Annotated in this window: 12 protein-coding genes and 1 riboswitch; of the genes, 4 read left to right on the top strand and 8 right to left on the bottom strand. The window is 69.7% G+C overall.

The genetic code is table 11. The features are described 5' to 3' along the window. Positions 1-25 precede the first annotated feature (25 nt). Positions 26-155: riboswitch (FMN riboswitch) on the top strand. Between the two features lie 111 nt (positions 156-266). The 4 genes from ribD to ribH all read left to right on the top strand — a co-directional run bounded on the left by ribD (position 267) and on the right by ribH (position 4,128). Then, on the top strand, positions 267-1,301 hold the full coding sequence (ribD, locus tag AC2W7K_RS03805) for a bifunctional diaminohydroxyphosphoribosylaminopyrimidine deaminase/5-amino-6-(5-phosphoribosylamino)uracil reductase RibD (protein ID WP_232623728.1): 1,035 nt from the start codon (positions 267-269) through the stop codon (positions 1,299-1,301). Beyond that, a complete protein-coding gene (locus AC2W7K_RS03810; protein ID WP_232623729.1) occupies positions 1,298-2,176 on the top strand; it encodes a riboflavin synthase in 879 nt (292 codons plus the stop codon). Before ribD ends, AC2W7K_RS03810 begins: the two co-directional genes overlap by 4 nt. Then, positions 2,169-3,494, top strand: coding sequence for a 3,4-dihydroxy-2-butanone-4-phosphate synthase (gene ribB, locus AC2W7K_RS03815; protein ID WP_198499794.1), 1,326 nt, complete (start codon positions 2,169-2,171; stop codon positions 3,492-3,494). Before AC2W7K_RS03810 ends, ribB begins: the two co-directional genes overlap by 8 nt. 166 nt (positions 3,495-3,660) lie before the next feature. Continuing rightward, on the top strand, positions 3,661-4,128 hold the full coding sequence (ribH, locus tag AC2W7K_RS03820) for a 6,7-dimethyl-8-ribityllumazine synthase (RefSeq protein WP_198499795.1): 468 nt from the start codon (positions 3,661-3,663) through the stop codon (positions 4,126-4,128). Positions 4,129-4,399: 271 nt separating this feature from the next. Here the strand turns inward: ribH and poxB are convergent, their stop codons facing one another. The 8 genes from poxB to AC2W7K_RS03860 all read right to left on the bottom strand — a co-directional run bounded on the left by poxB (position 4,400) and on the right by AC2W7K_RS03860 (position 17,075). Then, positions 4,400-6,115: a ubiquinone-dependent pyruvate dehydrogenase gene (gene poxB / locus AC2W7K_RS03825; RefSeq protein WP_198499796.1), complete on the bottom strand. Its 1,716-nt coding sequence runs from the start codon at positions 6,113-6,115 to the stop codon at positions 4,400-4,402. A 383-nt stretch (positions 6,116-6,498) separates the two neighbouring features. After that, positions 6,499-7,662: an MFS transporter gene (locus AC2W7K_RS03830; RefSeq protein WP_198499797.1), complete on the bottom strand. Its 1,164-nt coding sequence runs from the start codon at positions 7,660-7,662 to the stop codon at positions 6,499-6,501. 7 nt (positions 7,663-7,669) lie between these two features. Then, positions 7,670-8,098: an MmcQ/YjbR family DNA-binding protein gene (locus AC2W7K_RS03835; RefSeq protein WP_198499798.1), complete on the bottom strand. Its 429-nt coding sequence runs from the start codon at positions 8,096-8,098 to the stop codon at positions 7,670-7,672. Positions 8,099-8,208: 110 nt separating this feature from the next. Further along, positions 8,209-9,606, bottom strand: coding sequence for an MFS transporter (locus AC2W7K_RS03840; RefSeq protein WP_198499799.1), 1,398 nt, complete (start codon positions 9,604-9,606; stop codon positions 8,209-8,211). A gap of 161 nt (positions 9,607-9,767) precedes the next feature. Next, positions 9,768-11,135, bottom strand: a complete 1,368-nt coding sequence (locus AC2W7K_RS03845) for a Wadjet anti-phage system protein JetD domain-containing protein (protein ID WP_198499800.1) — start codon at positions 11,133-11,135, stop codon at positions 9,768-9,770. 50 nt (positions 11,136-11,185) lie between these two features. After that, positions 11,186-14,818, bottom strand: coding sequence for an ATP-binding protein (locus AC2W7K_RS03850; protein ID WP_198499801.1), 3,633 nt, complete (start codon positions 14,816-14,818; stop codon positions 11,186-11,188). After that, positions 14,815-15,615, bottom strand: coding sequence for a DUF4194 domain-containing protein (locus tag AC2W7K_RS03855; RefSeq protein ID WP_232623730.1), 801 nt, complete (start codon positions 15,613-15,615; stop codon positions 14,815-14,817). The genes AC2W7K_RS03850 and AC2W7K_RS03855 overlap by 4 nt, the downstream gene beginning before the upstream one ends. After that, a complete protein-coding gene (locus AC2W7K_RS03860; protein WP_198499802.1) occupies positions 15,612-17,075 on the bottom strand; it encodes a DUF3375 domain-containing protein in 1,464 nt (487 codons plus the stop codon). The genes AC2W7K_RS03855 and AC2W7K_RS03860 overlap by 4 nt, the downstream gene beginning before the upstream one ends. Positions 17,076-17,095 lie beyond the last annotated feature (20 nt).

Raw genomic sequence — 17,095 nt, forward strand, 5'->3', positions numbered from 1 at the left:
GTCGGCGGCGTGCTAGCCTGATCCCAACATGTTCCGGGGACGGTGAAATTCCGTGCCGGCGGTGACAGTCCGCGACCCGAACGCGTCGAACGCGATCGGCTGACTCGGTGAGATTCCGAGACCGACAGTAAGAGTCTGGATGGGAGGAACATGGCGGCCGCGGTCGTCGTGTCAGCGCCGGCAGGCGCACCAGGCAGACGCCCGTGAACCGCGATGGCTGCACCCGCACGCTCCTCCCTCCCGGCATCGGCTCGGGAGGTTTTCTCATGGGCGCACCTGCCCACGATCACGCGGCGATGTCCGCCGCGCTCACCGCTGCCCGCGACGGTCGCCGAGGCGCGAACCCCCTGGTGGGAGCCGCCATCCGCGCCGCTGACGGACAGATCGTCACCGGCCGCCACCTCGGCGCCGGCACCCCGCACGCCGAAGTCGACGCGATCACCGCGGCCCACCGTCACGGCATCGATCTCACCACCTCGACGCTGTTCGTCACGCTCGAACCGTGCGCGCACACCGGTCGGACGGGACCGTGCACGCAGGCGATCCTCGACGCCGGCATCCCCGACGTCGTCTTCGCCCTCTCCGATACGACCGAACCCGCCGGGGGCGGCGGGGCCCTCCTCGCCGAGGCGGGGGTCCGGGTCCGCTCGGGCCTCGGCAGCGAGGAATCGGCCGACCTCAACGCCCGCTGGCGAGCGGCGACGGCGCAGGGGCGTCCGTTCATCACGGCGAAGCTCGCCCAGAGCCTCGACGGGAAGGCCGCCGCCGCGGATCGCACGAGCCGGTGGATCACCTCGGCGGCCTCCCGCATCCATTCGCACAGTCTGCGCACCGAGGTCGACGCGATCCTCGTCGGCACCGGCACGGCGGCCGACGACGATCCGCGGCTGAGCGCCCGCGACGAGGACGGGGAGCTCCTCGACCCGCAGCCGATCCCCGTCGTCATGGGCCTGCGCGACCTCGCATCCGACTCAGCGCTGGCGACCAACCCCGCCACCATCCACGTGCGCACCCGCGAGGTCGACGTCGTGCTCGCCGAGCTCGCCGCCCGCGGGATCCGGCACCTCCTCATCGAGGGCGGGCCGCAGGTGCTCGGTGCATTCTTCTCCGCCGGCGTCGTCGACGAGGTGTACTGCTATCAGGCCCCGCTCATCCTCGGTGAGGGCCTTCCGAGCATCCGCGGTCTCGACATCCCCACCCTCGCCGAGGCGGTCGGCCTCATCCCCGACGACACCGCGGTCCCGGCGGTGTCCGTGCTCGGGCCCGACGTCCTTCTCCACTTCACGACGAGCAGCCCATGAGCGCCCCGCTCGCCGTCCACCACCCGCTGCGACCACAGGAGGAACCCGTGTTCACCGGAATCATCGAGGGCATCGGCACCGTCGTCGACCTCACCACGCACGAGGACTCGGCCGTCCTCACCATCGCCGCCGGTGACGTCGTCGCCGATCTGCCGCCGGGCGGATCGCTCGCCGTCAACGGCGTGTGCCTGACCTCGGTCGTCGAGCCGGCCACCGGGAGCGGGGTCGCCTCCGCCGGGGGCGGCATCGGCTCAGCCGGGGGCGACAACGTGTCCGGGGAGCCCCCCGCCGCAGAACCCTCTGCCTCAGGACAGGGCACCTTCGTCGCCGAGGTGATGGGTGAGACCCTGCGACTGACCGGGCTCGGGTCGCTGACTCCCGGCGACCCGGTCAACCTGGAGCGCTGCACCCCGGCGGCCGGTCGCTTCGACGGGCACATCGTCCAGGGCCACGTCGACGGCCTCGGCGAAGTCATCGCCCGCACCGACCACGCCGAGTGGACGACCCTGCGCATCGGCATCCCCGCCCACCTCGCACCGCTGACGGCGGTCAAGGGCTCGATCGCGCTCAACGGCGTCTCCCTCACTCTCACGGCAGTCTCCGAGGCCGTCCCGCCGCCGGCCGCAGCCCCTGAGGGAATGGTCGCCGAGGGCACCTCGCTCGCCTGGGTCGAGGTCGGTCTCATCCCGGCGACGCTGTCGCACACGACGTTCGGCGGCCTCCGCGTCGGCGACCCTGTCAACGTCGAGGTCGACGTCATCGCGAAGTACACCGCGCGACTCCTCGCCTTCGCCGCCCCTGCCGCCTCGGCGTCGTCAAAGACCATTCCCACCCCTGTCACCACCCCTGCACCACAAGGAGCCGATCATGACTGAGTCCGTTGCACCGCTCGGCGAGTCCCCCGCCGGACTCGACACGATCTCCCGCGCGATCGCCGAGATCGCCGCGGGCCGCCCGATCGTCGTCGTCGATGACGAGGACCGCGAGAACGAAGGCGACCTCATCATCGCCGCGGAGTTCGCCGACGCCGCGACGATGGGCTTCATCGTCCGGCACAGCTCGGGCGTCGTGTGCGCTCCGATGTCGGCCGCGCGGGCGGCCGCGCTCGACCTGCCGCCGATGGTCGCCGCAAACGAGGACCCCAAGGGCACGGCGTACACGATCAGCTGCGACGCCGTCGGAGTGACGACGGGCATCAGCGCGGCCGAACGTGCGCTGACCGGCCGGGTGCTCGCCGCCGAGACCCCCGACCCGGCCGCGATCACCCGCCCCGGTCATGTCTTCCCGCTCGTGGCGAAGGACGGCGGAGTGCGCGAGCGGCCCGGCCACACCGAGGCCGGCGTCGAGTTCGCGCGCCTCGCCGGGGCCCGTCCGGTGTCGATGATCGCCGAGGTGGTCCACGACGACGGCTCGATGATGCGCTTCGACGCCCTGCGCGAGTTCGCCGATGCGCACGGGCTCGTCATGGTCTCGATCGAACAGCTCATCGCCTACCTCGACGAGGATGGTGAGGGCACCGACGGTCCTGCTGCCGCGGCGGCCGAGGTCGGAACTGTGGGGCTCGGGCCGGTCGGACCCGAAACGACAGCGGAGGCCTCCCGAGAGGTTCCGCTGCCGACGCGCTACGGCCGTTTCACGGCACGGGCGTTCACCGTCGATGGGCTCGACCACCTCGGCGTCTACACCGGACTCGACAACGACGACCCTGCAGGTGCGCCGGAGAGCCCCGCTCCCCTCGTGCGCGTCCATTCGGAGTGCCTGACCGGGGATGTCTTCGGATCGCATCGCTGCGACTGCGGTGAGCAGCTCGATCGGGCGCTGCAGACGATCGCCGAGGACGGCGGGGCGGTCATCTACCTCACCGGGCACGAGGGCCGCGGGATCGGACTGCGCAACAAGATCCGCGCCTACGCTCTCCAGGACTCCGGATTCGACACCGTCGATGCGAACCTCGAACTGGGGCTCAGCGACGACGCCCGGGACTACCGGGCGGCTGCGGCGATCCTCACCGAGATGGGGCTGACGCGGATCCGTCTGCTGACGAACAATCCGGCGAAGACGCAGGCGCTGGCCGACCTCGGAATCACCGTCGAGGCGGTCGTGCCGCTCGAGATCCCGGCACGGCCGGAGAACTCGAAGTACCTCGAGACGAAGCGCACCCGCATGCACCACACGCTCCACCTCGCGTGCTGAGCGCCCCCGCATCGGCACCGCACCATCGTCGGCACGGCAGCCGACCGCCGAACGACCACTGACCCGGCTCACGACCAGCCGAGTCATCACCGGCCCGACTCACGACTTTTCGACTCACCACCAGCCGATTCACCACATCGAGACCCACCACTGAGGAGCATCACCCATGGCACATCACGGAGCACCCGACATCACCCTCGGCGCCACCGGCCTCAACGTCGCGATCGTCGCAGCGTCCTGGCACACGGAGGTCATGGACGGGCTCGTCGCCGGCGCCGAGCGCGCGGCCGCGGAGGCACACGCGACGACGACGCTCATCCGCGTCCCCGGCAGCTTCGAACTGCCCGTCGCCGCCGCACGCGTCATCGAGAGCTTCGATGCCGTCGTCGCCCTCGGCGTCGTCATCCGCGGCGGCACCCCGCACTTCGACTACGTGTGCTCGGCGGCGACCGATGGGTTGAACCGGGTCGCCCTCGACTCCCGCAAGCCCGTCGGCTTCGGAGTGCTCACCTGCGACAACGACGAGCAGGCCAGGGACCGCGCGGGCCTCGAGGGCTCTCGCGAGGACAAAGGCCACGAAGCGATGACCGCGGCCCTGGCAACCGCCTCGGCGCTGGCAGCCTACCCGGTCTGACCCGGCGCACCCCGCGGCACACCGCACCTCTGTCGCACCATCCGCGGGGCGGCACACCACCCGCGGAGCGGCACACCACCCCTCGCAGGTCGCGAAAGGCACCCTCAGCGAGAAATCGAGGACGCAGAGTGTCGAAATCCGAATCGGAAATCGACACTCTGCGTCCTCGACTCTGCAGGTCCGCCGCCGGAACGCCGTCGCCGCCGCAACGTCGTCGCCGCCGCTGCTGCCGGCACCGCGCGGTCTCACCGACCTGCGGCGCCTCCGGTCCTCAGAACAGCTGCCGGACGTTCGTGCGTGCGAGGTCGATGAGTTCGTCGCCCTTGCCCGAGAGCACCGTGCGGATGGCGTAGAGCGCGAAGCCCTTCGCCTGCTCGGCGGTGATCGACGGCGGCATCGAGAGCTCCTGGCGCTCGGTCGTGACGTCGAGGACCGCAGCCCCGTCGTGGTTGAGGAACTCGGTGACGACCGAGGGGAGGTCCTTCGACTTCTCGACGCGGAATCCCTTGATGCCGACCGCCTCGGCGATGGTGGCGAAGTTGGGATTCTCCAGGTCGGTGCCGAAGGTGACGAACCCGGCCGCCTTCATCTCGAGTTCGACGAAGTTGAGCGAGGAGTTGTTGTAGACGACGACCTTGACGGGCAGGTCGTTCTGCGTGAGGGTGATGAGCTCGCCGAGCAGCATCGCCAGGCCGCCGTCGCCGGCCAGCGCGATGACCTGACGCCCCGGGTAGGCGGCCTGCGCACCGACGCTCTGGGACAAGGCGTTGGCCATCGACCCGTGGCTGAAGGAGCCGATGAGGCGGCGCTTGCCGTTCATCGTCAGGTACCGGGCCGCCCACACGACGGGTGAGCCGACGTCGGGGATGAACACCGCGTCGTCGGTGGCCGCCTCGTCGAGGAGCTTCGTCAGATATTGCGGATGGATGGTCCGCTTCGACGGCGTGGCGAGTTCGTCGAGATCCTTGCGGGTCTTCGCGTAGTGCTTCGTCGCCGTCTTGAGGAACGAGCTGCTGCGGCCCGTCCTGATCAGCGGCAGCAGGGCATTGACGGTGTCGGCGACAGTGCCCGTGAGCGCGATGTCGACCTTCGTCCGCTTGCCGATCTGCGACCCGCGCACATCGACCTGGATGACGGTCGCCTCGTCGGGGTAGAACTGCTGGTAGGGCAGGTCGGTGCCGAGCATGAGCAGCGTGTCACACGACTTCAGGGCATGGTAGCCGGAGGAGAAGCCGAGCAGACCGGTCATCCCGACGTCGTAGGGATTGTCGTACTCGACGAACTCCTTGCCGCGCATCGTGTGGACGATCGGCGCTTGGAGGGCGTCGGCGATCGCGAGGAGCTCGGGGTGGGCGCCTTCGGTGCCGGCACCGGCGAGGATCGCCACCTTCTTGCTCTGGTTGAGGGCGGCGGCCGCGTCCTCGATGAGCGGTTCGGCCGGAGTGACGTGCGAGGGGAAGAACCTGATCTCCTCGGCTGCGGCGTCGATGTCGGCGAGGCCGACGTCGCCGGGGATGACGAGCACGGCGACGCCGCGCTTCTCGACGGCCTCACGCATCGCGATGCGCAGCAGGCGCGGCATCTGCGAGGGGTGGGCGACGTGTTCGGCGTAGACGCTGCACTCGCGGAAGATCTCCGTCGGGTGGGTCTCCTGGAAGTAGTTCGAGCCGATCTCCTCGCTCGGGATGTGCGCGGCGATCGCGAGGACCGGGACGCGGGAGCGCTGAGCGTCGTAGAGACCGTTGATGAGGTGGAGGTTGCCGGGACCGCAGCTGCCGGCGCACACGGCGAGCTCACCGGTCAGGGCGGCTTCGCCGCTGGCGGCGAACGCCGCGCCCTCCTCGTGGCGGACATGGACCCATTCGAGCTCGGGATTGACGCGCAGAGCGTCGGTGAATCCGTTGAGCGAGTCACCGGGGATTCCGTAGACGCGCTTGACCCCACTCGCGACGAGCGTGTCGACGATGTTTCTGGCGACGGTGGGCATGGTGCTCCTTCCGTGGAAACACGAGCACCGGAGCTCTGGCATCTGCCCCGGTGCGAGGCGTGGACTGCTGGTGTCAGTCTAGACCGGAGCCACAGTCGCGGAACTGTGAGTGTGGCGACAGGAGCGGTTGTGCGTCACACGCGGTGAGGAGGCTTGTCGGCCGCATGCGATCGTCGACCGAGTCACTGGGCTGCTGCCGCCCTGCGTGCCTCCGGCTATGTGTCAAGCGAGTTTCCATGTCAGTGGAACGTGTAAAGATTTCGGCAGTTTTTTACACGTTTCACGTACGTGGTCGCTGGCTGGTCCGGCACCTCACATATCGCTCCTGCCCCCTCCGTCGTAGGAGCACCGCTTGTTCCGGGGCATGGCACCGCGACGCACGCTCACGTCCGCGCCGACAGGGCGGTGGCGGCGGTGAGGAGTGCCGCCATGGCGATGGCCATGAGCGAATATCCGCCGAGGAGGTCGGCCAGAGCCGGGCCCGCAACGGGGGCGAGCGCCGTGCCCACGGTGATCGGGGCGACGAAGACGCCGTTGACGGCCCCGAAGTTCGCGGTGCCCCACCGGTCGGAGACCGCCGTCGCCTGGAAGAGCGTCATGCAGCCGCGGATGCCGCCGGTGATCATCGCGATGCCGATGATGAGCCAGAGCGGTCCTGGCACGAGTGCGAGCAGCCACAGGCCCACTGCTCCGGCGGCGAAGAGGAGCACGGTGCGGGAGCGTGCGCTCGTGTGCCGTTCGATGCTCGGGTATCCGAAGCGGCCGGCGACCTGTCCGAAGCCGACGAGGCCGAGCGCGATCGCCGCGAGACCGTAGGCGGCGCCGCGTTCGATGAGGACGGGGATGATGTTGATCGTCACCGCGAAGAGGGTGAACGTCGCAAGCGCCACGGCTGTCTGCAGGATGATGAAGCGCGGGCTGCGGGTGACCGTGCGGATCTCGGAACGGGAGGGGCGCTGGTACCGCGCGGCCGCGTCGTCGGTCCACCGTGCGTTGAGGAAGATGAGCTGGACGGGCAGGGCGATGACGACGAGGATGCCCGCGAGGACGACGTAGGTCGGCCGCCATCCGACGGCGCCGATGAGCCACGCGATGATCGGCGCGAACACGGTCGAGGCGAGACCGCCGACGAGCGTGAGCATCGTCAGCGGTTTGACGCGCTGCGCGCCGTACCAGCGGGTGACGACTGCGAACGCCGGCGGGTAGAGCGTCGTCGCCTGAGCGAAGCCCGCGAGCGCCCACGCCAGGTAGAACACCGGCAGGTTCGGTGACACCGCGACGAGCAGGAGTGCCGCGACGCCGATGCCGGTGCCGGTCGCCATGATCGTCCGCGGTCCGTGCGCGTCGAGGAGTCGTCCCACGCGCACCCCGGCGACCGCCGAGACGATGAGGCCGATCGTCAGCGCACCCGTCACCGTCGTCTCGCTCCACCCGGTGTCCGCGGCGATCGGGGTGACCGCAACGGGCAGCGAGTAGTAGAGGAGTCCCCAGCAGACGAGTTCGGCGATGCAGAGCCCGACGAGGCCGCCTCGAGGTCTGTCCGTCACACCTCCCTCACGCTTCTCTGCCGCCGAAGGTCGCCGGGTCGACCGGGCGATCCCTGCGCGGCATCTTGGCGACGACGAGGCAGTACGACTCGAGGACGAGATCGTGGAGGAGGTCCTCATCGAGAGCGGCCCGCGCCGAGGTGGTCCCCGGGTCGGTCCCGGCTCCCCCGTCGGCGCCGCAGACGGTGATCCAATGCCGTTTGTTCATGTGATAACCGGGCGTGATCTCGGCGTAGGCGTCGCGCAGCACCTCACCGTCGAGCGGGTCGATCTTGAGATTCATGCTCGGCACTCCGCGCAGCTCGTACTGCATCATGAACATCCTGCCGCGGACCTTGAACACCGCGTATTCGGGTCCGAAGGGGTGCTCGATGACGACGGACGGATACTGCACCGCCTGGTCGTGGGCGAGTCGAAGCACGGTCACCGAGTCCATGCGTGGATGCTAGCAAAGGGCGATGACACGGGCTCCGTCCTGTCCCGCGAACGAAGACGTGAGAACGACGACGTGGGAACACAGGCACAACCGCGAGGCGACCCGCACGGTCAGCGGCGCTGATGCTCCCGGATCGTGCGCCGTTCGTCCTTGTTGATGATGGCGAGGAAGACCACGGCAATGAGACACAGCGCGATGAGCAGAGCGAAGGTGACATCCCAGCCGAAGTGGTGGACGACGAGGCCGACTCCGCTCGAGGCCATCGTCGCTCCGAGCACGTACCCGAACAGACCCGTGAACCCGGCAGCGGTCCCCGCCACCTGACGCGGAGACAGGTCAAGCGCCTGGAGTCCGATGAGCATGACCGGCCCGTAGATGAGTCCGCCGATGACCGTCACCGTCACCAGCGGAATCCACAGCGGTACACCAGCCGGAGCCAGCCAGTACACAGCGGTCGCGGCAGCCACTCCGATCATGAACACGATGCCGGTGACCGATCTGTTCCCGCGGAACACCCTGTCGGAGAGCCAACCGCACAGAAGCGTTCCGACGATCCCCGCGAGTTCGAAGAGCGAGAACCCGGCAATGCCACCGGTCAGGCTGGCATGTCTGACTTCAGACAGGTAGACGGGGGTCCAGGTGAGAATGCCGTAGCGCAGCGCATAGACGCAGACGTTCGCCAGGGCCAGCAGCACCATCGTGCGGTTGCGGAGCACGTACTTCTCGATCGCCTTCCACGTGCTCAGCGACTCCTGTTCGACGTCGCCCGCGTCCACCTTCGCCGGGTCGTCACGGTACTCCTCGATCGGCGGGAGACCCTGCGACTCAGGAGTGTCGCGGATGAGCAGATAAGCGATGAAGGCGATGATAAGAGCGACGATCGCCGGCAGCCAGAAGACCGAGCGCCAGTCGTCTCCGGTCAGCTGAAGTCCGAGCGCGGCGAGGACTCCGACGAAGAAGCCGCCCACGTTGTGCGCGACGTTCCAGATCGATGTCTTGGTTCCCCGTTCACTGGTGGAGAACCAATGCACGAGGACGCGGCCGCTGGGCGGCCACCCCATGCCCTGCACCCAGCCGTTGACGAACATGACGGTCGCGAACATCGCGATCGAGGACGACAGCACCGGCACACCGGCCAGCAGCAGATTCGCGACAGCCGAGAGTGCCAGCCCGATCGGCAGGAACAGACGCGCGTTCGAACGGTCGGAGACGATCCCGGAGAAGAACTTCGAGAAGCCGTACGCGATGAGGGCGACATTCGCGATGATGCCCAATCCGACGGCGTTCATGCGGCCCTCATCGATGAGCAGGCTGCCCACCAGCGGAACATTGTTGCGAATCAGGTAGAAGCCTGCGTAGCCCACGAAGATTCCGACGAAGACCTGGCCTCGCAGTCGCGGATAGCGTCGGGTGATCGTCTCCTCCGGCAGCCGCGGTGCGGGACCCGGCGCCGCGAGCCACTTCCACCCGGACTTCCGCCGCTCCTGCACTGCCTTGACGTCGCTCATGCCGCTTCTCGTCACCTATCCCAAGTTCACCGACTGTTCTGCTGTGGTTCACCTTGCATTCAGTGAACCCCGGGATACGGTACACGACCTCGCGACGTCAGAATCATTCAGGCAGGGGCCAAGTGAACAACGACCACGGCAGGCAGCACCTCAGCGCCGACTCAGCGCAGCGCCGCGTCGACTGCGGCGAGCGCCGTGTCCCAGGGGATCCGCTCCTGCTCGAGTCGCACATCCCCTTCGCTGCGCAGCCGGTCGAGCGCCCGCCGCTCCGACCCGGTGAGGCCGGACAGACGCCCGCGATGCGGCGTCGGCTCCCGCACCCACAGATCGCGGTAGGCCAGCAGCGTGCCCTCGTCCATGAGCAGCGATTCCACCGCGGGCAGATGCGCCCGCAGGCGGTTGAGGATCGCGAATCCGTGCGAGTCGAGATCGCCCCAGTAGATGACCCTCGCCGAGGCGGCCCATCCCAACCGCGCCACGACTCCGACCGTGTAGCCGGATCCGTGGATCGCGACTGTGCCCGGGCGATCGGGCAGTGCGAGCACCGATTCGAGGTTCTCGACGATGAGCACGGTCCGGGGCCGCAGGTTCAGCTGGGCCAGCTGGTCGACCGGTGCGGCGAGGTCGCGCAGCGGTCCGAGCGCCATCGCCGGGTCGAGGAGGCGCAGGCGCACATTCGCCTCGGCGTCGAGGATGTCGAGCCCACCCGGGGCACCGGCCAGCGAGAGCAGCGCGCGGACGAGCCCCCGGTGCGTGCCGAACCATTTCGAGTCGACGCCGCGGATCGGCAGCTGTCGGGGGCGCATCGTGCCGAGCGGATTCTCCGCAAGCCAGCTGACGACATCGATGACCTGGGCGAACTCGCCGTCACCGAGGTCGAGGAGCCGCTTGGCCAGCGATCTCACGACCGCCGTGAACTCTCCCGCAGACACCGTGAACCCAGACGGATCCCCCGCGCCTCGGTCCGCCACCACACCCGCAGCCGCGACCCGGTCCCGCCCCGCCGTCACCCCGGCGCCCCCGGACGCAGGGTCGCCGTCGCCGCCCGGAACAGTGGAGTGCGCGGTCGCCCTCGGCCACCGCTGTCGGATCTCGCGCACCCGCGCCGAGAGCCGCCGCCAGTCACGCTCTGCACTTCCGCTGACGAACGCCGCGACATCGTCCGGCGTCGGGAACCGCACCCGCACCGGCACGTCCTGTCTGCCCACGGACTTCCACGCGCGGGACTGCCAGTCGAGGTCGAGAGGGAGATCGGCCGCGGCGGCCCGCCACGACCGCACCCACGCTTCGGCGCCGGCGAGGTCGCGCAAGACCTGATTCTCGGTCGGCGGCTTGAGCCCGAGCTCGAACGCCGGTGAGCCGACCTCCGCCTCGGCGGGGCGTCCGCTATGGGCATGGTCGACCTCGGCGGGGCGGACACCAAGGGCACCGTCGGCCTCGGCGAGCATCGCCTGCTCCCCCGCCCACTGGCCCATCCGGGTGCGCAGGCGCTTCTCGGCGAGCCGGCGCGCCTCGGCGACATCGATCATGGCCTCACCCTACCGAGCGCTGTCCGCACCTCACCGCGCGCGGCTCTCCCCTATCGACTGCCGTCCCCGTCGTCTCCGGTCGGGACGGCCTCGGCTGTCGTCATCGCCTCCGCCGTCGAGAGGGCCTCCGCTGCCGCGACAGTCTCCGCAGACTCGCCGGCCTCCGAGCTGCCACCCGATCCCACCGTCGCACCGGACTCGACGAGGACAGGGGCGCCCGCCCCCGCCTCGGCGCCGGAATCAGCACCACCAGAAACATCCGTCCCGGCAGCCCCGTCACCAGCGGCTTTCCCACCAGCACCGTCCCCATCGGTCTCCCACACCATGTTCGCGACGACGGACTTCGCGCGGGTGGGATTGTCGATCGCCGCGGCGGCGCCGACGTAGGGCTCGATCGTCTGGAGGAGCTTCTGCGGGGTGGCGAGCACCATGTGGAAGCCGAACTCGACGAAGATGTTGAGCGCCATCCGCGTGTAGCGCGAATCCGCCTTGTCGAAGGCCTCGTCGAGGATGATCGTGCCGTACTTCGCGACCGGTTCGTCGGGGTCGGCGAGCTGGTAGCGCAGGGCCGCGGCGAGGCAGAAGACGACGAGCTTCTGCTGCTGCCCACCCGACATCGCCGCCCCGGAATCGTACGTCGCCTGCGGGGTGCCGTCGCGGTCGAGCTCCTCGGCGAGGAACGTCACGTGCAGACGCGTGTCGAGGCACTGGGTGCGCCACACGCGGTCGATGTGCTCGCTCGAGGCGAACCGGCGCATGATGTCGGCGAGCAGCTCGTACTTCATCTCCGCCGTCTCGAGGTCCTCATCGCCCCAGCTGCCCTCGGAGATCGTCGCGAGATCGCGCATGAACGCCTTGACCGTCTCGCTCCGCCGGGTCTTGACGCGCAGGTGGAGGAAGCGGTCCGTGTCGAACTCCGACCGCTGCAGCGAGGCGTTGACCGGGTCGACGCGGTCCTGGATCTCCCGCGGCGCCCCGAGGATCTCCCCGCGCAGCTCGCCGATGAGATCCCGCGAGCGCTTCCGCAGCAGGTCGAGGAACCGTCCTTCGTGTTCGGGCAGACCGTGGGCCTGGATCTCGGCGAGCATGTCGAGGAAGCCCTGCCGGTCCTCGACGTCGGAGGTGAGGTTCGCCGAGGCGGACGGCCAGGCCGCTTGGAACTGCGCGGCCAGCCGGGTGACGTCCTGCCCGGCCCCGGTCGCACGGTCCGCGGCGGCGTCCCGTTCGTCCTGCAGCCGGGTCATGACGGCCTGTCCGACGTCGCCGAGGATGTCGCGGGTGATCTTGCGCCTGACCGCGCGGAACCGCTCCTCGAGCGCCGTGCTCACGGCCGCTGACACCTCCGGGTACTCGCCGGCCGCGATCGCCTCCCGCAGGGCCTCGGCCGCAGCGGCGAGACCGTCGCGGGTGGCGCGGGCAGTGCGCAGCCGGAAGCTCACGTCGTCGGCGCGGGCGCGCGCGTCGTCGAGGGCGGTCTCCGCCTCGTCGCGGGCGCGGTTGGCGGCCTGGAGGTCGCTATCGCCGGCCATGAGCTCGTCGAGGCGCGCCTGGAGGGTGTCGATCTCCTTCTGCACTCCGTCGGCGTCGACGTCGCGCCACGTCTGCCGGCGGACTCCGGCGAGGAGGCCCCGGCGTTCGTTCGCCTTCGCGACGTCCGCCTCGGCGGTCTCGACGATCGTGCGCACGGCCTGCAGGTCCGCCTCGGCGGCCTTGAGTTCGTCGATGAGGGCTTCGAGCTTCGCATCCCGGTCCCCGAGCACCCACTGCGAGCGGTCGTCGATGCGGCGCCGGTCGTCCTTCTCGTACCGGGTCCGGGAGGTCTTGATCTGCCCGTTGATCGTCACGGCCTTGACGTGGTCGTCCATTTCGGACAGGTGGTCGACGCATGCGTAGTCGTAGCGCTCCGACAGTGCCCAGCTCACCCACTCGCCAACCCCGGTCTCTGCCACTCGCACCCGGTTGACCAGGGAGATCGCGCTCTTCGCGGGGCGCGGGGAGGCAGCGGTCTGCGGCACTACCTCGAACACGAGGCGGGTCGTGATCCGGTGGGAGTCGACCCAGGACCGGACCGTTCCGAGGTGGTCGGAGCGGACGAGGAGCGTGAGCGCGAGCGGTCGGAGCACGCGTTCGATCGCCCCCGTCCACGCGGCGTGTTCGGGTCTGACCTCGATGAGCTCGGCACCGAAGGGCAGGGCGGATTCGGGCAGGCCGACCGCCTCGGCGAGCATCGTGCGCACCTCGAGGAGATGTCCGGGCACGGTGGTGCCGCTGCGGCGCAGGGCGGTGATCGCGGCTTCGGCGGCGGCGACGCGGGCGCGGGCCTTCGAGAACCGGTCGTGGTCGGCGTGGCTCGGGCCCGCCGGGGCCTCTGATCCGTCGAGGATGCGTGCGATCTCAGCCTGGAGTTCGGCGAACTCGGCCGCGGTCGTCGGGGCGTCGTCGATGCCCGCCTCGCTCAGCTGCGTGCGCAGGGACGCCCAGCGGTTCTTCGCGGTCCGGCGGGTCTCCTCCCCGGCGCGGATCTTCTCGTGGAGGAACGCGGTCTCCGACCCGCCGAGTTCGAGGGCGGCGCGTTCGGCGCGCTTGAGGTCGTCGGCGGCGGCGCGCAGGGTGCGGTCGGCGTCGTCGGCCTCGGCGTCGAGGGTGGCGATGCGCTCGTCGAGGGTCGAGCGCTCGGCGTCGAGGAGGTCGAGCTCCCGTCGCTTCTGGAAGGGGATGACGCTCGCGGCGAGTTCGCGCACCTCGGCGACGGCGGCGTGCGCGGTGTCGTACCTCGTCGCCGCGTCCCGCAGGTCGAGGAGGTGATCGCGCTGGTGGCGGAGCTGGACGACGTGTTCGTGGGCGTCCTTGAGGTCGCCGAACTCGTCGACGGCGGTGTCGGCGAGGGCGAAGGTCGCCGGGGGTTCGAGCATGTGCTCGCGGAAGAGCTGGTCGAGGCTGTCGAGGTGCTTGGCCGACTGCGTCTTGTGGAGGAGCTGGAGCGCGGATTCGTGTTCGATGTCGAAGAGTGAGCGCATCCGGGCGTAGAACCGGCCGTGGGCGCCGTTCGAGGTGATGACGGCATCGGGGTGGGCGGCCTTGAGCGCCCGGGTCTGGATCCCGCCGAGCGCGTATTCCTGCAGGTCAGCCAGGTCGATGCCGGAGCGGTCGAGGAGGCAGAGGTCGGAGACGTCGGAGTTCTTCGTCCCGCTGCCCTTGACGAAGAACAGGCGGGCGAGCGTCACCGGCGGGTCGATCTCGTTCTCGAAGCGCAGGACGATGCCGCTCCACGTCGCATGCGGGCGCAGATAGCGGCTGACGACGCGGTCCTCCTCGGCGTCGGTCATCCGCGTCCACGCCCCGCGGACGTAGCTGATGATGCTCCGCTGCTCGGTCCGGGCGCCCGCGGTCTGGGCGGCGACGTTGAAGCGCAGCCATTTGTCGGGTGTGAGCACCGAGGCGATCGCATCGAGCAGCGACGACTTCCCCGAACCGGAGGGTCCGGTGATGAGCTGGCCCTGCCGGGAGACGGGGATCGTGTGGATCTCCCCGTCGAAGGTGCCCCAGTTCGCGAGCTGGATCCGGCTGAGCCGCCACTGCCCCGACAGCGCGGCGGTGACCTCGGCGTCGGGTTCGGGGACGCCGTCGAAGACGGAGCCGCGGGCGTCCTCGGGCAGGATCGAGAGGAGGTCGGTCTCGTTCATTCCGCATCCTCCTCGGTGGTGGTATCGGTGGGTGTGCGGTCGGGATCCGGCACGTCGCTGTCGGAGTCGGGCCCATCCTCGCCGAGGTTGTCCCCGGTTCCCGTGTCACCGACAAGATCGTCGACCTCGGCATTGTCACCGTCGTCTCCGGCGGCGATGCGCCGGTACGTGGCGGTGAGTTCGCGGACGCGGTCCTCGTCGATGAGGAAGCGGACCATCGGGGAGATCTCGAAGCGCTCGTCACCGACCTTGTGGAGGACGCGCAAACGGTTCGACATCCGCGCCCAGGCGCCGTTGAGGTTGCGGAGGAACGTCGACTCGTCGCCGGTGCGGTAGATCATCAGGGAGTCGTAGACCTCGTCCTTGCCGACGATGACGCGGCGTTCGCCGGGGGCGGCGAGGAGGAGTTGGCGGAGGACGAGGAGCATCGCGGTGTCGATGAAGGTGAGCCGTTCGCTGCGGACCGCGCTGGGGACGTCGATCTCCTCGGTGACGACCTTGCGGGTGAACGCGAATTCGTCGACGGGGTCGATGACGAGGTCGAGGAAGAGTTCGTGGAGGCGTGAGCGCACGCTCGTCTCGTCGGCGATGAGGGCGGCCCACAGGCCGGGGTTCTGGGCGCCGGAGACGTAGGGGCCTTTGAGGAGTTCGAGGAGGACGCGGCGGGTGCGTTCGTGGAGGACACCGGTGTCACCGGACCACAGACCGGTGCCGGCGGACCGGTCATCGAGCGGCTGCTCGTCGGGGTCGAGATCGGCACGAGGCAGATCGTCCTGACGCAGATCGTCCTGGCTCAAACGGGGATCTCCTTCGTGAAGAGGCAGCGGTGGGTGGCCGCGCGGCGGGGCACACCGTCGGTGCCGGTCCAGGTGAGGACGTCGGCGGTGGTGGGGTCGACGGTGCCGTGGGTGGTGGCGAGCGAGAGCAGCCCGACGACGCTCGCCAGACCCTGGCTGGCGGGGAAGCGGTCGAGCACCTCGGCGACGGTGATGTCGGTGGCACCGGCCAGGGCGGTGTTGACGTTGTCGGTGAGTTCGGTGAAGTCGATCTCGGATTCGCGGGCGACGCGGATGAGCTCGCCGAGGTCGACGGTCGATTCGCCGGCGGCGCTCAGGGCGACGCCGGCGTCGAATTCGTCGGGGTCGTGCAGCGTGACCTCGCCGAGCGAGGCGATCGGCACGGTCGAGAGGTCGAGGGCGACCCCGGAGTCCGCATAGGGTTTGCGCTGCTGGGCGGCGGGCACCGCCTCGGCGAGGGCGTCCTGGAGGAGGGTGCGCATGACGCGGTCGCGCTGGAACTCGTGGGAGTGGACGTAGCGGCGCAGGCCGCGGGCGAAGTCGGACAGTGCGCTGTGAACTTCGCGGCTGCCGTCCTTCATATCGCGCATGAGTCCGCGCAGGGTGCGTCGGGTGGCCAGCGGCAGGGCGCGGGCGAAGTCGCGGTCGAGGATCGCCGAGACGTCGTCGTCGAAGGCCGAGGACTGTTCGGGGTCGCGGACGAGCCCGGAGAACGCGGTGAAGGTGCGGCCCTCGTCGGAGGATTCGATGAGGTCGACGCCGCGGAAGATGTCGTCGAGGACGTGGGTCTGGGCGTCCTCGGAGCTGAGGATGCTCGTGCGCAGGTCGTGGTTGAGCTCTTCGAAGCGGGCGCGGACGCGGGCGAAGTCGGCGGGCAGGCCCTGGGCTTGGCCGAGGATGTCGCTGACCCTCTCACCTGCGCGTCTGCGGTCGAGCGTGGTCGACATCGCGTCGCCGCGGCGGACGCGGGCGATCTCGGCGTCGATGCGGTCGCGTTGGGCTTCGAGGGAGCGCAGGCGCCGTGAGGTGTCGGGATCGGTGTCGATGGCGAGCTGTCGGACGGCCTGGGCGAGGGCGACGAGGCGGGATTCGGTGGCCGTGCGGGGCGGGGTGCGCAGCTGTTCGAGGATGCGGATCGCGTCGAACCCGGCCGCGGAGAGTTCGTAGGTCTCACCGCGGGCACCGGTCGCGGGGCGGCGGATGATGATGTCGGCCCGGCGCCAGTCGTCGCAGTAGGCCTTCGCCGTGCGGGTGCCGAGGTCGAAGTGATCGCGCAGCTCCTCGAGGTCGGCGTCGATCGCCTCGTGGACGTCGTCGGTGGACAGACGGCTGCCCGGGCTGCCGAGGAGTCCGCCTAAGGTCGCGGCCATGATCGCGAGGTTGTCGGCCCGCAGCATGCGCAGGGTCGCGTTGTCGTCGATGAGGCGACGGAACGCGAGCGCGGAGGACAGAGCGGACATGGCCTCCATTGTCCCGCGCG

The sequence above is a fragment of the Brevibacterium sp. LAARM2_SD2 genome (assembly GCF_057364785.1).